Source organism: Vreelandella sp. EE27 (assembly GCF_968206495.1).
In genome coordinates this window covers 1,292,430-1,307,361 of sequence record NZ_OZ309109.1, presented here as the reverse complement: position 1 = coordinate 1,307,361, position 14,932 = coordinate 1,292,430, and the positions used below count along the sequence as shown (strand labels likewise).

16 protein-coding genes and 2 tRNA genes are annotated in these 14,932 nt (G+C 61.6%); 7 read left to right on the top strand and 11 right to left on the bottom strand.

The annotated features are described in order from the left end of the window. Positions 1 to 197: 197 nt before the first annotated feature. Positions 198 to 980 carry a class II glutamine amidotransferase gene (locus ACWHVV_RS06325; RefSeq protein ID WP_447928578.1) on the bottom strand — a complete coding sequence of 261 codons (783 nt, stop codon included), beginning with the start codon at positions 978 to 980 and terminating at the stop codon, positions 198 to 200. Between the two features lie 28 nt (positions 981 to 1,008). Next, positions 1,009 to 1,494 (bottom strand): hypothetical protein, encoded by a 486-nt coding sequence (locus tag ACWHVV_RS06320; protein ID WP_447928577.1) that lies wholly within the window; start codon positions 1,492 to 1,494, stop codon positions 1,009 to 1,011. Between the two features lie 61 nt (positions 1,495 to 1,555). On the opposite strand from ACWHVV_RS06320, the gene ACWHVV_RS06315 reads away from it, so the two are divergent. Then, the gene (locus tag ACWHVV_RS06315) at positions 1,556 to 3,634 is read left to right on the top strand and encodes a S9 family peptidase (protein ID WP_447928576.1); all 2,079 of its coding nucleotides are present in this window, start codon (positions 1,556 to 1,558) and stop codon (positions 3,632 to 3,634) included. Between the two features lie 210 nt (positions 3,635 to 3,844). After that, on the top strand, positions 3,845 to 3,979 hold the full coding sequence (locus tag ACWHVV_RS06310; protein ID WP_447928575.1) for a hypothetical protein: 135 nt from the start codon (positions 3,845 to 3,847) through the stop codon (positions 3,977 to 3,979). Positions 3,980 to 3,997: 18 nt separating this feature from the next. Here ACWHVV_RS06310 and ACWHVV_RS06305 read toward each other — a convergent pair whose 3' ends face one another. From ACWHVV_RS06305 to grxD, 8 genes are all read right to left on the bottom strand, one after another. Beyond that, positions 3,998 to 4,444: a YcgN family cysteine cluster protein gene (locus ACWHVV_RS06305; protein ID WP_447895601.1), complete on the bottom strand. Its 447-nt coding sequence runs from the start codon at positions 4,442 to 4,444 to the stop codon at positions 3,998 to 4,000. A gap of 53 nt (positions 4,445 to 4,497) precedes the next feature. Then, positions 4,498 to 5,064 carry an acyl carrier protein phosphodiesterase gene (locus ACWHVV_RS06300; RefSeq protein ID WP_447928574.1) on the bottom strand — a complete coding sequence of 189 codons (567 nt, stop codon included), beginning with the start codon at positions 5,062 to 5,064 and terminating at the stop codon, positions 4,498 to 4,500. Continuing rightward, positions 5,061 to 5,354 carry a YcgL domain-containing protein gene (locus ACWHVV_RS06295; protein ID WP_447928573.1) on the bottom strand — a complete coding sequence of 98 codons (294 nt, stop codon included), beginning with the start codon at positions 5,352 to 5,354 and terminating at the stop codon, positions 5,061 to 5,063. The genes ACWHVV_RS06300 and ACWHVV_RS06295 overlap by 4 nt, the downstream gene beginning before the upstream one ends. Next, on the bottom strand, positions 5,351 to 6,481 hold the full coding sequence (gene rnd, locus ACWHVV_RS06290; protein ID WP_447928572.1) for a ribonuclease D: 1,131 nt from the start codon (positions 6,479 to 6,481) through the stop codon (positions 5,351 to 5,353). The genes ACWHVV_RS06295 and rnd overlap by 4 nt, the downstream gene beginning before the upstream one ends. Before the next feature lie 73 nt (positions 6,482 to 6,554). Beyond that, positions 6,555 to 7,160, bottom strand: coding sequence for a recombination mediator RecR (gene recR, locus ACWHVV_RS06285; protein ID WP_447928571.1), 606 nt, complete (start codon positions 7,158 to 7,160; stop codon positions 6,555 to 6,557). Between the two features lie 3 nt (positions 7,161 to 7,163). Then, positions 7,164 to 7,490: a YbaB/EbfC family nucleoid-associated protein gene (locus ACWHVV_RS06280; RefSeq protein ID WP_447528301.1), complete on the bottom strand. Its 327-nt coding sequence runs from the start codon at positions 7,488 to 7,490 to the stop codon at positions 7,164 to 7,166. Between the two features lie 68 nt (positions 7,491 to 7,558). Next, entirely contained in the window at positions 7,559 to 9,559 is a 2,001-nt protein-coding gene (gene dnaX / locus ACWHVV_RS06275; RefSeq protein ID WP_447928570.1) for a DNA polymerase III subunit gamma/tau, read from the bottom strand. A 136-nt stretch (positions 9,560 to 9,695) separates the two neighbouring features. Then, entirely contained in the window at positions 9,696 to 10,052 is a 357-nt protein-coding gene (gene grxD, locus ACWHVV_RS06270) for a Grx4 family monothiol glutaredoxin (RefSeq protein ID WP_447528299.1), read from the bottom strand. 198 nt (positions 10,053 to 10,250) lie between these two features. Between grxD and argF the strand changes: the two genes are divergently transcribed. Continuing rightward, on the top strand, positions 10,251 to 11,168 hold the full coding sequence (gene argF / locus ACWHVV_RS06265; RefSeq protein WP_447928569.1) for an ornithine carbamoyltransferase: 918 nt from the start codon (positions 10,251 to 10,253) through the stop codon (positions 11,166 to 11,168). Positions 11,169 to 11,260: 92 nt separating this feature from the next. Here the strand turns inward: argF and ACWHVV_RS06260 are convergent. After that, positions 11,261 to 11,336, bottom strand: a tRNA-Ala gene (locus ACWHVV_RS06260). Positions 11,337 to 11,532: 196 nt separating this feature from the next. On the opposite strand from ACWHVV_RS06260, the gene uvrY reads away from it, so the two are divergent. The 4 genes from uvrY to ACWHVV_RS06240 all read left to right on the top strand — a co-directional run bounded on the left by uvrY (position 11,533) and on the right by ACWHVV_RS06240 (position 14,885). After that, complete coding sequence (gene uvrY / locus ACWHVV_RS06255) at positions 11,533 to 12,183, top strand: UvrY/SirA/GacA family response regulator transcription factor (protein ID WP_447528297.1); 651 nt, start codon at positions 11,533 to 11,535, stop codon at positions 12,181 to 12,183. Positions 12,184 to 12,224: 41 nt separating this feature from the next. Next, entirely contained in the window at positions 12,225 to 14,039 is a 1,815-nt protein-coding gene (gene uvrC, locus ACWHVV_RS06250; protein WP_447928568.1) for an excinuclease ABC subunit UvrC, read from the top strand. A 94-nt stretch (positions 14,040 to 14,133) separates the two neighbouring features. Next, positions 14,134 to 14,682: a CDP-diacylglycerol--glycerol-3-phosphate 3-phosphatidyltransferase gene (gene pgsA / locus ACWHVV_RS06245; RefSeq protein ID WP_447528295.1), complete on the top strand. Its 549-nt coding sequence runs from the start codon at positions 14,134 to 14,136 to the stop codon at positions 14,680 to 14,682. Between the two features lie 128 nt (positions 14,683 to 14,810). Beyond that, a tRNA-Gly gene (locus tag ACWHVV_RS06240) sits at positions 14,811 to 14,885 on the top strand. Positions 14,886 to 14,932 lie beyond the last annotated feature (47 nt).

Below are 14,932 nucleotides of genomic sequence, written 5' to 3'. Positions count from 1 at the left end.
TAAGTGGACCGACCTTATTATTTTGGCGATCGTTGAGATGAGGCTAAACGCTTACGATATACGAGGGGGGTAACGCTGTAAAACGCCTGCTTGAAACTGCTGTTTCAACGGGATACCTTCAAGACAGGCTGAGCCCGCCATCCCGGGGCGTTAACGAACGTTTTGGATATCGGCCTATATAGCGTAGATCGCTCGCCTCACGAGGGTGTGTATTGCGCTTTTATACTTCCCGACTGCCACACTAAAAGCTCGCCCGGCACCATGGCCGTCCACTTCTCGTTGTGGGTAAGCGGCGCAGTGGCGATCACCGAGACCACATCGAACGCCGTGGTATGCTCGCTGAAGTTCACCGTCATGTCGGCATCGGCAAGCTCGGCTTCGCCGAACGGTGCCTGGCGGGTGATATGAGAAAGTTTGGTCGAACAGTAGCAGTAAAGCGACTCGCCATCAGACAGCAGCAGGTTGAACACCCCAAGCCCCCGCAGTTTTTCACACAGCGTATGGAGCAGCGCGCCGACCGGCTCATAAGAAGCTGGCGGCGAGGGAAAAGCGCGACGCAGCTCGCCCAAAATCCAGCAAAAAGCGTGCTCGCTGTCGGTACTGCCCACCGGGGTGTAGACATCCAGCGGCAGTGTTTGCCAACCGCTTAGTTGCCCGTTGTGGGCGTAGCACCAGGGCCGCCCCCACATTTCCCGGGTAAACGGGTGGGTGTTGTTCAAACGCACCCCGCCGACATTTGCCTGGCGTATATGGCTGATCACCACGTTGGATTTGATCGGGTAGTCGCAAATCAGCCGCGCGATGGGCGAGTCGACCGAGGGGTGCGGGTCGCGAAATTCGCGGTACCCGCCCTGCTCGTAAAAGGCGATGCCCCAGCCATCGCGGTGGGGGCCGGTGCCCCCGCCGCGATGCAGAAAGCCGGAAAAGCTAAAGCAGATATCCGTTGGCACATTGGCGCTCATGCCCAAAAGCTCGCACATGGGGCTCTCCTTTGCCTGATGGAGCCTTTTAGTTGATGACCGGCTCGCGGCGGCGGGGCTCGTCGTTGCCACCGCGGGGCTTGGCGGCGCCACGTTTGGCGGTGGGCTGGCGCTTACCGCCATTCGGCGGGCGTTTATCATCCGGTGTGCGCTTGGCCGGGGCGCGTTCGACCGGGCGGCGCAGCCACCAAAGGGCCACTCCCACACACGCGCCTAACGCGATACCGACGAGCAGCCACACAAGCCCGGCCCACATGGCCGAGGCGCTGCGCTCCAAAAAGCCGACCGCCGAGACCATCGCCGATGGCGCCCAGCCGGTGTAGAACTCGTTTTCTTCGATCAGTGGCAGGCTAAAGCGCGCCGGCATCCACATCGCCCCGGCCACGCACCAGGTCAGCACCAGCCTTGGCAGGCGTGGTAAAAACGCTAGCGCAAAGTAGACCGCCACGAGTACGACCAGCGAAACCCCGTAATAACTCAGCCAGAGCAGTGACATTGAGCTTGTAAACAGCATAATACCCTCGTGTGGGTGGACGCACCCGCGGTTAATTTCCCGTTATGGTACCTGTCAATTTATGAAAGCACAGCCCGGCATGCCCAAAGAGTCGCCTCAAAAGCGCCATTATCGCGCCGATGACCCGGATTGGCACTGGTTGGAAGAGCGCGATTCCCCCGACGTCAGCGCCTTTCTAACCGACGCCAACGAGGAGCACGCCCGCTGGTTCGCGCCCCTTGCTCCGCTTGCCGAGTCGCTTTATCAAAGCCACCTGGCGCGGCGCGAGCTTGCGGTGAAAAGTCTTGGCACGACCCTCGACGTGTTTACGATCTGGAGCGAAACCGGCGAGCACGACGACTACCCTCGCTGGTGGCGCGCGCCGATCGATGACCCTGGCGCACCGGAGTGCTTTTTTGACCTGGTCGCCCGCGCCGGCGAGCACGCCTTTTTCGATATCGGCGACATGGCGCTCACCCCGGATGAGCAGTGGCTTGCCTGGAGCGAGGACACCCAGGGCGACGAGCGCTACACGCTGTGGCTCAAGGCGCTGCCCAACGGCGAACCGCGCAAGCTTGCCAGCGACATCGGTCCGGACCTTTGTTGGGCCGAAGACCAAACGCCTCAAAGCGCGACGCTGTTTTTCACCCGCTTCGACGCCACCCAGCGCCCGGACAGCCTATGGCGCTGCGACGTGAGCTTCGCCCGCCCAGCGCTCGATCCTCCGGCAACGCTTGTGATGCGCGAAGACGACGCCGAGTTCTGGTTGGGGATCGGTAAAACCCGCTCCAGGACCTGGCTTTTCATCGAGACCGCCGCCAAGGACACCACCGAGATTCTGGCGATTCCCGCCGATGCCCCGGCCACGGCGCCGCGGGTTTTGCACCGGCGCAGCAAAGGGGTCGAAGTCAGTATCGACCACCGCCCCGGGGCGTTTTACCGGCTGCAAAACCAGGCCGGCCCCCACTTCGCCCTCGACGTACTGGCCGAGCACGCGTGGGATGAAGACGCCGAGTGGCAAACGTTGATCCCCCACCAGGAGGAGCAAACCCTGGAGGGCGTGGACGCTTTTGCCTGGGGGCTCATGGTCGCCGAGCGCAGCCATCAAGAGGCGCAAACCCGGCTTAGGCGCCTGGTGCTCGAAGGCGACGACACGATCACCACCAATGAGCTCATCGCGCTGCCGGAAACCCCCTGCTCGCAATTACTGGAGGACTCCCCGCACTTCGATACGCAAATCCTGCGCCTGCGCGAAGAGTCGTTTACCCGACCGGCCAGCTGGTACACCCTGGACCTTGAAAGCGGCGAGCGAACGCTTTTAAAAACCCTGCCGGTGCATGGCGCGCTCCGGCCCGAGGCGCTGGCCAGCAAACGCCTCTGGGCCACCAGCGCGGACGGCGAGCAGGTGCCGGTGTCCATCGTTGCCCGCGCGGATTTGATCGGTCAGCCGCTACCCACGCTGCTCTATGGCTACGGCGCCTACGGCGAGCCGCTGGACCCCTGGTTCTCGATCGCCAGGCTGTCGCTTCTGGAGCGCGGCGTTGCCTTTGCGGTGGCCCACGTACGCGGCGGCGGCGAGCGCGGCGAGCCCTGGTATCTCGACGGCAAGATGGCACAAAAGGAGCACAGCTTTGACGACTTTTTGGCCGCCCGCCAGGCGCTGGTCGATGAAGGGCTAAGCCTTGACGACAAAGTCGTGGCGTATGGGGCCAGCGCTGGTGGCCTGCTGGTGGGTACGTGCATCAACCGCGCCCCCGAGGCATTCTGCGCCGCGGTGCTGGATGTGCCGTTTCTCGACGTGCTGCGCACCATGCAAAACCCGGATCTTCCGCTGACCACCGCCGAGTACAGCGAATGGGGCAACCCGGCCGAGCCCGAGGTCGAGGCCCGCATACGCGACTACTCGCCGGTGGATAACATCACCGAGCAAGCCTATCCGGCGCTTTGGGTCGAGGGGAGCTGGTTCGATACTCGAGTGAGCTACTGGGAACCAGCCAAGTTTTACGCCCAGGTCAGCCGTGTGCAAACAGGCAGCGCCCCGGTATTACTGTACACCGACATGGACAGCGGCCACGGCGGCGCTTCTGGGCGCTTCAAGGCCTGGAAAGATAGCGCCCGCCAGGACGCCTTCATCCTTTGGGCAATGGGGCTTGCCGACTAACGCGCTGAAAGCCCAGGCCTGAAGCCATTAGGCGCAAAAAAAGCACCCGCGGGGCGACCGCGGGTGCTTTTTTATTTTGTGAAAAAGCTTTCCATAAAAAACCGGTTGCGCCATACTAGCCGTTAGTTGTATAGACCAACGTCTAACATGAATAGCGCCAACATTCGGTTAGGTCGAGAACACCACGCGCCCCGGCGCCAGGAGAGCTCCATGAAACATCAGGAACAATTTCTTACCATTTGGGATACCCCGGCCCCCCAGGCCACTCGGTCCGAAAAGACCGCCCCGGCGCGCCTATCGTTTACCAGGCGCCTGGCGGCCCTACTGGTTGCGCTAAAGCGCTAAGCCCCACGCTTTAAAACGCTAGTGAATGGGCAGTACGGCAATGATGTGTTCGTCCCATTCGCGCTCGGGCACGTCGAGCTCGGATACCGCAAAGCTGCGTACGCTTACGCCCTTGCGGTGCACCCGTTCCGCGTCGTTACTCAAAAGCGGATGCCAACCGGCTAGCTTTCGCCCCTCCGCCACCCGGCGGTAGCCGCAGGTAGCAGGTAGCCAGGTGAATTCGCGAACCAACGCCGGGGTCAGTTGCGTACAGTCGGGCACCGTATCGAAGCGGTTCTCGTAATCGCTGCACTGACAGCTGTGCGTATCCAGCAGGCGGCACGCTACGTTGAGCACGGCCAGCTCCTGGGTATCGTCGTCGTGAAATTTCAGCAGACAGCACTGCCCGCACCCGTCGCAAAGCGCCTCCCACTCGTCATCGGTAAGCTCTTCGAGCGCGTATCGTTCCCAGAAGCGTTCGCGCATAGCACCCTCGTCTCGTCGTCCTTTCCCGGCCTGGTCCAGGCGCTCACGCAAAGCTAACCGGCACTGGTCAGCCTGGCGGCGCACTCGTTCCAGAGGGGGTGAAAATGGTCTTCCAGCCAGCGATAGTCGCGCGCAAGCCAGGGCGTTATCTCCGCCAGCCGGTTCGGGCCGGAAAGCCTGCGCCCAAGCCCGGCAATCGCCCGGCAGGTAAAGCCGAAGTCAGCGTAGCCGCGCAGCCAGTCGTGCTCGATCAGTGACGGCATCATGAGCGCCAGCCGGTTCGGCGCGGGCTCCCGCGCCAAAAGCGCATACAAGCGCTCGAGCAGCGCGTCGAACTCCGGCGTGCCGATCAGTGACCGTGCCAGAAAGTGATCCCACAGGATATCCAGCGCGATGCCGGCCACGCGGCGCTGACCCACGGGGGCGCGCTGTCTAGCGCGCTTGATGACGTCATGGCTATCCACGAAGGCATCGACCCGGCGGTGGTGGCGAACGCCCGCGGCCACAGCATCCGGCCAGCCGGACAGGTCGCTACCCTTGATGCCGTCGGCAATCACGTTACCCAGCAAGAAGCCATCTTCCCCCAGCCGGGCAAGCCAGGCGTGGGCAAGAAAGTTCATGAAAAGCGGTCAACGTGGGCCCGGTGAACGTCCAACAGGTGCTCTTCCTTGGCCGGCGGCATTTGCAGGTAAAAGCCCTGCTCCTCGATCGCCGCGATGACATCCTGAGTAGCGACCCGGGCGAGCTTTTTATCGGCGGTCAGGATCATGGTCAGCACCGCCACGGGCTTGCCGAAGGTGGCAAGCAGCGCCTCGGGCACCGGCTCGAGGCCCTGGCGCTTGTCCACGTAGAGATACATCTCTTCCTTGCGCGAACTTTTGAAAATCTCGCACAGCAATTTATCGCTCATGCCGACTCCTCCAGGGCCAAACGCAGATCGTCGTTCAAACGCTCGCCGCGCCAGCCGCCGGGCAGCGTGAGCGCCTCGTTGGCCTGGTGCTGCATGACCAGCGCTTCGATATCCCGGCGGCGCATCAACACTTCAGGCGCAATTTCCAGCGCCGCCGCCTGGGCGTTGAGCACTTTCTTGAGCGCCTTGAAACGACGCTTGAAGCCCGCCTCTGCCGGGTCGGGCCAGCGCTCGAGCAGCGACGTCTCCGGGCAGTGCTGGGCATTTTTGACCAGCTCCAGCAGCGTATCGCCCTCTTTTTTGACCAACGTCGGCTTGACGCCCTCGATAGCGGCCAGTTCGAAGCGGTTTTTGGGCATCACCTCGGCGATGGCAAATAGCAGCTTGTCGCTGGCCAACCAGTTGCGCGGAAGATCGCGTCGCCGGGTTTCACCTTCGCGCCAGGTCGTCATCAGCCGGTACGCCTCTAGCTGGCGCGGCGCAAGCCGCCAAAGCTGGCGCTGGCGGGTGTACCAGAGCGCATCGCTCTCGCTGCTGCGCTCGGCCTGATCGAGCTGGGCGGCGCACTCCTCGAAAAGCCACGCCCGACGGCCGAGGCGCTCGAGCTTTTCGGCCTGCAGCGCCCACACCTCGAGCAAATAGATGACGTCGAGCGCGGCGTACTCGCACTGGCCGGTCGTCAGTGGCCGGGTCAGCCAGTTTGAGCGCGTCTCTTCCTTGGGCAAGGTTTCTCCGACCCAGAATTCGACGAGCTTTTGATACCCCATGGCGGGCACCTCACCCAAAAGCGCCTGGGCGATCTGGGTATCCACCAGCGGGGCTGGCATCACGCCCGCCCACAGCTGGAATATTTCGAGATCTTCGCTGCAAGCGTGGAGCAGCTTGACCGCATCGTTTTGCAGCAGCGCTTTGAAGGCCGGCGTGCAGGGTGTGGTGACCGGATCGATCAGATACGCAAGCTCACCGGCGGCGAACTGGATCAGCGCCGGGATCGGAAAAAAGGTGTTTTCGCGGAAAAACTCCGTATCCAGGGCGATCACGCTGGCAGCTTCGACCTCCTGACAGGCGGCATCGAGCTGATCGGCGGTCTCAATCCATCGATAGGACGGGTTACTTATAGCGGACACGGTAGGCTTCCCTGTGGGGGCCGCAGCCTGAAGGCTACGGTAGTGACAGTGGTACAAAATCCGGCGGGCGGTGTTACTTGAGCCCGAACGGCAAACGGCCGTTGAACGCGCGGCTCAAGGTGCCGCCGTCCACATATTCGAGCTCGCCGCCCATGGGCACCCCGTAAGCAAGGCGCGAAAAAGCGACCCCGTACTGGGCCAGCTGAGAGGCAATATAGTGCGCGGTCGCCTCGCCTTCGACGGTCGGGTTGGTCGCCAGCACGATCTCCTTGATGAGACCTTCGCTGACACGGTTTTCGAGCAACCCCAGGCCGATGGCCTCCGGACCCACGCCGTCCAGCGGCGAGAGATGACCGTGAAGCACGAAATAGCGCCCGTGAAAGCCACCGGCCTCTTCGATGGCGAGCTGGTCGGCGGGTGACTCCACCACACAAAGCAGAGAATCGTCGCGCCGGCGGCTTTCACATAGCGCGCAGACCTCGGCCTCGGTCAAGGTACGGCACTGCTGGCAGTAGCCGACCTCGTCGATGGCGCGCTCGATCACCCCGGCCAAATGCTTACCGCCCTCGCGCTCACGCTCGAGCAAATGCATGGCCATGCGCTGGGCCGTTTTGGGCCCAACGCCTGGCAGCACGCGAAATGCTTCGATGAGCTGCTCGATCAGCGGGGAAAAACGCATCGCTTAAAACGGCATCTTGAAGCCGGGCGGCAGGTTAAGACCGGCAGTGGCCTCTTCCATTTGCGCCTTGGAGTGAGCTTCGACCTTGCGCACAGCATCGTTGACCGCCGCGGCCAGCAGGTCTTCGAGCAGCTCCTTGTCTTCTTCCAGAACGCTTGGGTCGATGGTGACATCGCTGACATCGTGACGACCGTTCATGGTCACCTTGACCATGCCCGCGCCGGCTTCACCGAACACCTCGGCCTTGGCCGCCTCTTCCTGGACCTTCTGCATTTTTTCCTGCATTTCCTGGGCTTGCTTCATCAAGTTGCCCATTCCACCTTTCATCATGGCGTTCTCTCCCTGGATAATAGATCAGTGCGTTACCAGCATAAGCGTAAGCCGTAACCGTCCGGCTGTCATGGCGACTCCGGGGTTTTTGGCTTGACGCTGGATTCGTTGAGCGTTGCCCCGAAGGCTTGCTGTAATTTCTGTATATTGGGGTCGCGTTGCAATAGATCAACGGCCTCTTTGTGCCGCTCGCGCTGAAAGCGAAGCGTCTGATCCCGCGCGGTTTCCACGCCACTGTCGAGCTCGGCCACCTCGAAGCTGACCCGGCGCTTGAGCCCCTGCTCGCCCAGCGCTTTTTCGATGCGGGTTTGGTGGACATCCGCCTGCATTGCCGACTGACTTGGGTCGAGCTGCAATGTAATGGTCTGCCCGTCGTCACTGGCCAACTGGCAGTGGGCGGCCAGATTACGCGTAAGCCCGCCAAGGCCCAGCGTATCGAAAAGGTTCAGCCAGCGGGCGTGGTCGAGCCGGGTATCGGCATCGAGCGGCACCTCGGATGCCGCGGGTGCGGGCTGGGCAGCGGGAGCCTCAACGGGCTCGGGAGTAACGTCGTCCTGGTGCTTTGGTTCCGGCGCGTGCTCTGGCTCTGGCTCTGGCGCATCCGGATAGTCGAACTCGGGCGCCTCCGAAGCCGGCTCGTTCGGCGCACCCTCTTGCAAGGGTTCTTCTGCCCGCTGCGAGGCTTGCGCATCGAAAGCGCTCTCGGGGGTGTCGCCGTAGGGGGCCGGTTCGTCCATCGCCCAGGGCGGCGGCGCCTGATCGGCAGGCTCGCTCTTTTGAGTGGCCTGCACCGGCATGTCCTGCACCGGCGCGGGCGAAGGCGCCTCGGGCGCCGGTGCAGGCTCAGGCTTTTTTGGCTCGACCGCTTCTGGCGAGGCGCTGGCTTGCTCGTTTTGAAGCGCAGGGGCGTGCTCGCCGGCGGGCTCGGCGCGCAGCGGCAGCGGCGTACGCGGCGGCCTGGGAACGCCCTGAGGGCGAAACGCCAGCATACGCAGAAGCGTCATTTCCAGCGCGCTGCGCAAGTCCGGGGCGTGTTCCATATCACCGCGGCCCTGAATACCGATCTGGTAGTAGAGCTGGATATCCTCGGCGGTGAAACGCTTGGCAAGCGTGAGAATCGTGTCACGATCGCCGTGGCTGTTGTCCACGGCACCGGGGACCATCTGGGCGACCGCCAGGCGGTGCAAAATAGCGCTCAGCTCGTCGAGCACCGCGGCGAAGTCCGGCCCCTGCTCCGAAAGCATGGCGACTTGTGCCAGCAGCGCCTGAACGTCGACATCCGCCAGTGCCTGGGCCAGCGCCATGATATGGCGATGGTCGAGGGTGCCGAGCATCGCCGCTACGTCGGCGTGGCGCACCGTCCCCTGGCCGAAGGCGATCGCCTGGTCGGTCAGGCTCATGGCATCGCGCATCGAGCCTTCAGCGGCCTTACCCAAAAGCCACAGGGCGCTCTCTTCGAACTCGACGCCCTCTTGTCCCAGCACGAACGTCAGATGCTCGACCACCCGTTCCGGCGGCATGTGCTTCAAGGTGAACTGCAAACAGCGCGAGAGCACCGTGGGCGGCAGCTTCTGCGGGTCGGTGGTGGCGAGCAGGAACTTGACGTGGGGCGGCGGCTCTTCCAGCGTTTTCAGCAGCGCGTTGAAACTGCTGGTCGAGAGCATGTGCACCTCATCGATGAGATACACCTTGTAGCGTCCCTGCGTCGGCGCGTACTGAACGTTGTCGAGAAGCTCGCGGGTGTCTTCCACCTTGGTGCGCGAGGCGGCGTCGACTTCGATCAGGTCGACAAAGCGCCCCTCGTCGATGGCGCGGCAGCTATCGCACGCACCACAAGGCGTGGAGGTAATGCCTTCGTCGCCGTCACCGCCCGCGGTGCAGTTCAGGCACTTGGCGAGTATACGCGCCAGGGTGGTCTTACCGACCCCGCGGGTACCGGTAAACAGATAGGCGTGGTGAAGGCGCCCTTGGTCGAGGGCGTTGACCAGCGCACGCTGAACATGGGTCTGCCCCACCAGCTCGTGAAATGTACGCGGGCGCCATTTGCGGGCCAGAACCTGATAGCTCATTGAGCATTACTTCCTTGGGCGGGCTAACTCATCCGGCGCGGCCTGGCGCCGGATGAACACACATCGAGTAACGTCAAGCGATGGCAAAACGCCATGCTAGCGGCTGAATGAGAGCCCGCCAGCCGCTTGGCACGCGTTACTCGCTCGGGGCGTCGCTGCCCTCGTTGGCGGTGGCGCGCTGACCGGCATCCTTGATGAGCTTTTCGAGCTCGCCGCTTTGGTGCATTTCCATCACGATATCGCAGCCGCCCACCAGCTCGCCTTCGACCCAAAGCTGAGGGAAGGTCGGCCAGTTGGCAACCTTGGGCAGCTCGCTGCGAATATCCGGGTTGTCCAGCACGTTGACGAAAGCAAAGCGCTCGCCGCAGCTCATCAGTGCCTGAACGGTTTGGGCCGAAAACCCGCATTGCGGCAGCTGAGGCGTGCCTTTCATGTAGATAAGAATCGGGTTTTCGCCGATTTGACGCTGAATATTCTCAACCGTAGTGCTCATGACGTACTCCTTCGATCGGTGGCGCGGTCGGCGCTAGTTTACGCGACTCAAAGTATCTGTTTAACCCTACCGCAACATAATGGCGATACCTGAGTAAACTACTCGGCTTTACCAATCCCCCTATTCTACCCATGCCGATGGCGTTGCGCATCCCCTGCGCCCTCGCTAGGATGGGGTATTTACGTGGAGAGACGTACCATGGCGACCCGCCATTTTCTGACCCTGATGGACTTAAGCCAGGATGAGCTCGCCTACTTGATGCAGCGCGCCATTTTGATCAAAACCGAGCTAAAAGCCCAGGGGCCGATCTACACACCGTTCAAAAACCGAACGCTTGCGATGATTTTCGAAAAATCCTCCACGCGTACCCGGGTCTCTTTCGAGACGGGTATGACCCAGTTCGGCGGCCACGCGCTGTTTCTTTCCCCCCGGGACAGCCAGCTCGGTCGCGGCGAGCCGATCGAAGATACCGCTCGTGTGCTCTCGGAAATGGTCGATGCGGTCATGATTCGCACCTTTTCCCACGCAGGCATCGAAACCTTCGCAGCGGCCAGCACCGTGCCGGTGATCAACGCGCTCAGCGACGACTATCACCCCTGCCAGCTGTTGGCTGACGTCATGACCTGGATCGAGCACCGCGGCAGCGTCGAAGGCCGCACGGCGGTTTGGGTGGGGGATGGCAACAACATGTGCCACTCGTGGATCAACGCCGCGCGCCAGTTCGACTTCAACCTGCACGTTTGCTGCCCGAAGGGCTACGAGCCTCGCGCCGACATTCTAGAGGCCGCCGGAGATCGGGTGACGATTTTCCACGACCCGGTCGAGGCGACCCGCGGCGTTGACCTGATCACCACCGACGTCTGGGCCTCGATGGGCCAGGAAGAGGAGCAAGCCAAGCGCGAAGCGGACTTCGCCGGCTTCCAGGTGACCGAGGCAATGCTCGATAATGCCAAAGCGGATGCGCTGTTTTTGCACTGCCTGCCCGCCCACCGCGGCGAGGAGATCAGCGAAACCCTGCTCGACGACCCGCGCGCCGTGGTCTGGCAGGAAGCCGGTAACCGCCTGCACGCGCAAAAAGCGCTAATGGAGTTTTTACTACTGGGTAAAATTACCTGAGCGCCGCGCCCGGCCGGGTGCCGGGCGCTTTTGTATAAAGCCAAACGACAGGCACAAAAAAGCCTCGTTGAAAAACGAGGCTTTTGGAAATTTGGTGGAGCCTAGCGGGATCGAACCGCTGACCTCAACACTGCCAGTGTTGCGCTCTCCCAGCTGAGCTAAGGCCCCTTATCAAACCAGCGCTTATATAGCGACTGGATCGATGCAATTGCTTCCAAGTGCGCGGCGAATATTAGAGCAGATCCAGACCCAAGTCAAGACGCTTTATTGAACAGTAAATACTAATTTTCCTTCAATACAAGCTATGGCACTCTACGGCAAAGCCGATACCAGGTTTTAAGCGCATTGTATCAGGAGCACCCTCGTGATTAACGTACTCATCGCTGATGACCACCACCTGGTGAGGAGCAGTATCGCGCACTTGCTGGACGAAGAGTGCGATATTCATATTGCGGGCGAAGCCGACGATGGCGAAAGCGCTGTCTCGCTTTGTCGCAAGCTGAAGCCGGACCTGGTGCTCATGGATATCCGTATGCCCGGCATTGGCGGGCTCGAGGCAACCCGGCGCATCTGTCGCACCATGAAAAACGTGCGCGTACTGATTCTGACCGCCTACGTAGAAGACAGCACGTTAAGGCGTATGCTGGAGGCCGGCGCGTCAGGCTTTTTAAGCAAGGGGGCCGACGCCACGGAGATGATCGAGGCCATCCGTCAAATCGATAGCGGTGGGCGCTACGTAAGCCAGGAGATCGCCCAACGCCTGGCATTGGCCCATTTCACCGAAGAAGACAGCCCGTTTCAAAACCTCTCGCCGCGGGAGCTTCAGATCGCGCTGATGATCGTCAACTGTCAGCGCGTGCAGGACATTTCCGACCGCCTCCACCTGAGCCCCAAAACGGTCAACACCTACCGCTATAGGCTGTTCGAAAAGCTGGAAGTGGCCAGCGACGTCGAGCTCACCCATTTAGCGCTGCGCTACGGGCTGGTGGAGGGCTTTGACGCGCGCCAGGGATAGGCCTACCATCCAGTTCCTGCCCCAGCACTTCTAAGCGCTCTATGACTTTCGATGCCAAGCAATTTTTAAGCTCGGTAAGCACCTCCCCGGGTGTTTACCGGATGCTCGATGACCAGCAAAACACGCTTTACGTCGGCAAGGCGAAGCGTCTCAAGGCGCGCCTGTCGAGTTATTTCCGCGGCCAACTCAACGCCAAGACCCAGGCGATGGTGGCGCGCATTGCCGACGTGCAAGTGACCGTCACCCGCACCGAAACCGAAGCGCTGCTGCTCGAGCAAACCCTGATCAAGGAACTGCGTCCGCCCTATAACATCCTGCTGCGCGACGACAAGTCCTACCCCTTCGTTTTCGTTACCGACCGCCATCCTTATCCTGCCCTTGAGTACAAGCGCGCGCGCCAGCGCCGGGGTGACGGCCGCTACCTGGGCCCGTACCCGAGTAGCGGCGCGGTGAAGGAGAGCCTGACGCTGATGCAAAAAATCTTTCGCATCCGCAACTGCGAAGACAGCGTGTTCGCCAACCGCAGCCGGCCCTGCCTTCAGTACCAGATCGACCGCTGCAGCGCCCCCTGCGTCGACTATATTTCTCAACAAGAGTATCAGCGCGACGTCGAGCACGCCGTTATGTGTTTGGAGGGGAAAAGCGAGCACGTCACCCAAACGCTCAGCGATCAAATGGAAGCCGCAAGCCAGGCGCTCGACTTCGAAGAAGCCGGGCGGCTGCGCGACCAGATCGTCAAGCTCAGACAGCTTCAGCAGCGTCAGTTCGTGGATAACGAAAGCGGCGACGCGGATATTTTCGCGCTTGCCCATCGCCCCGGCGCCCAGGGTATTTCGGTCATGAGCATTCGCGATGGGCGGCTTTTAGGCGCCCGCCATCACACGCCCAAAAACGACCTGGAACTAACCGATGAGATGCTCCTGACCAACGTCGTCAGCCAATACTACTTCGGCCAGCCGCATAACGTGCCCGCCGAGGTCATCACCAGCCACGCCCTGGACGATAGCCAGCTGATTGCCGACGCGCTGAGCCAGCAGGCCGGCAAGCGAGTACGCGTAGCCCACCAGGTACGCGGCCACCGTGCCCAATGGCAAAAACTGGCGATGACCAACGCCGAGCAGCAATTGGCCTCCCAGCTCGCCAACAAGACGCAGCTCATGGCACGTTTCGAGGCGCTGCAGAAAGCGCTGGATCTGGAGAAAGCGCCCGAGCGGCTGGAGTGCTTCGACATCAGCCACAGCCAGGGTGAGGCAACGGTGGCGTCGTGCGTGGTATTCGACCAGCAGGGCCCGCGCAAAAGCGATTACCGCCATTTTCGTATCGAAGGCGTGGCGGCTGGCGACGACTACGCTGCCATGCAGCAGGCACTGACGAGGCGCTTGAAGCGGGTCAAAAGCGGCGAAGCCGTCGCACCGGATATTTTGATCGTCGATGGCGGTAAGGGGCAGCTCAATATGGCCCGGGGCGTTATCGGCGAGCTCGGGGTCGATGGCATCATTTTACTCGGTGTAGCGAAGGGCACGACACGCAAGGCCGGGCTCGAGACGCTGTTTCTGGAAAGCAGCGACAATCCGCTCCCGATGGACCCGGCCTCGCCCGCCCTGCATCTGATTCAGCACATTCGCGACGAATCGCACCGCTTTGCGATTGCCGGCCACCGTGCTCAGCGCGACAAGGCCCGGCGCACATCCACCTTGCAGGACATACCCGGCGTGGGCCCCAAACGCCGGCGGGAGCTGCTGCGCTTTTTTGGTGGATTGCAGGGCATTCAGAAAGCAAGCAAGGATGAGCTTGCCCGAGTACCGGGGATCAGCGCGGCCATGGCGGCGACTATCTATCAGGCGCTAAACGGATAATCCGACACCGGCATGGATGCCGCGCCTCAAGGCGGATAGAATAGCCCTACATACGTTTGATTCCCTGATTCTCCGGCAAGGATCGCGCCCTGCGATGAATATACCCAACATATTGACTCTGGCAAGAATCGTTTTCATCCCCCTTTTGGTGGTGCTCTTCTACCTGCCCTATGGCTGGAGCATGCCGCTGGCGGCGGGGCTGTTCGCCCTGGCGTCGGTCACCGACTGGCTGGATGGCTACTTGGCCAGACTCTGGAATCAGTCGACCCCGTTCGGCGCCTTCCTCGACCCGGTGGCGGATAAGCTGATGGTCGCAGTGGCGCTGGCCTTGCTCATCGAACGCTTCGACAGCGCCCTGTTGACTCTGCCGGCGCTGGTGATTATCGGGCGCGAAATCGTCATTTCGGCGCTGCGCGAGTGGATGGCGGAGATGGGCAAGCGCGGCATGGTCGCGGTTTCCTGGATCGGCAAGCTCAAAACCACCCTGCAGATGGTGGCACTTTTGGTACTACTGGTGTTTCCACCGGGACACGACATCGCCATGGTCGGTGTGGCCATCCTTTACGCGGCGGCGATCTTGACGCTCTGGTCGATGCTCCAGTATCTACACGCGGCCTGGCCACACCTGAGCCGTTCGATGTAATAGCCCAAGGCGTGGCCTACACAGCGGCCCACGCCCAGGCTCGGTAAATGCAGTATCTTATTGTACGTATTGAGCATTTCTTCGATTGACAAGTCTGCGTCAGTGCGTATAATTCGCCCTCGAGTCGAGCGGGAATAGCTCAGTGGTAGAGCATCGCCTTGCCAAGGCGAGGGTCGAGAGTTCGAATCTCTTTTCCCGCTCCATTTTGGATAGCAGGTTTAAGCAGTGGGTCGAAAGCTGGTGCGCCAGT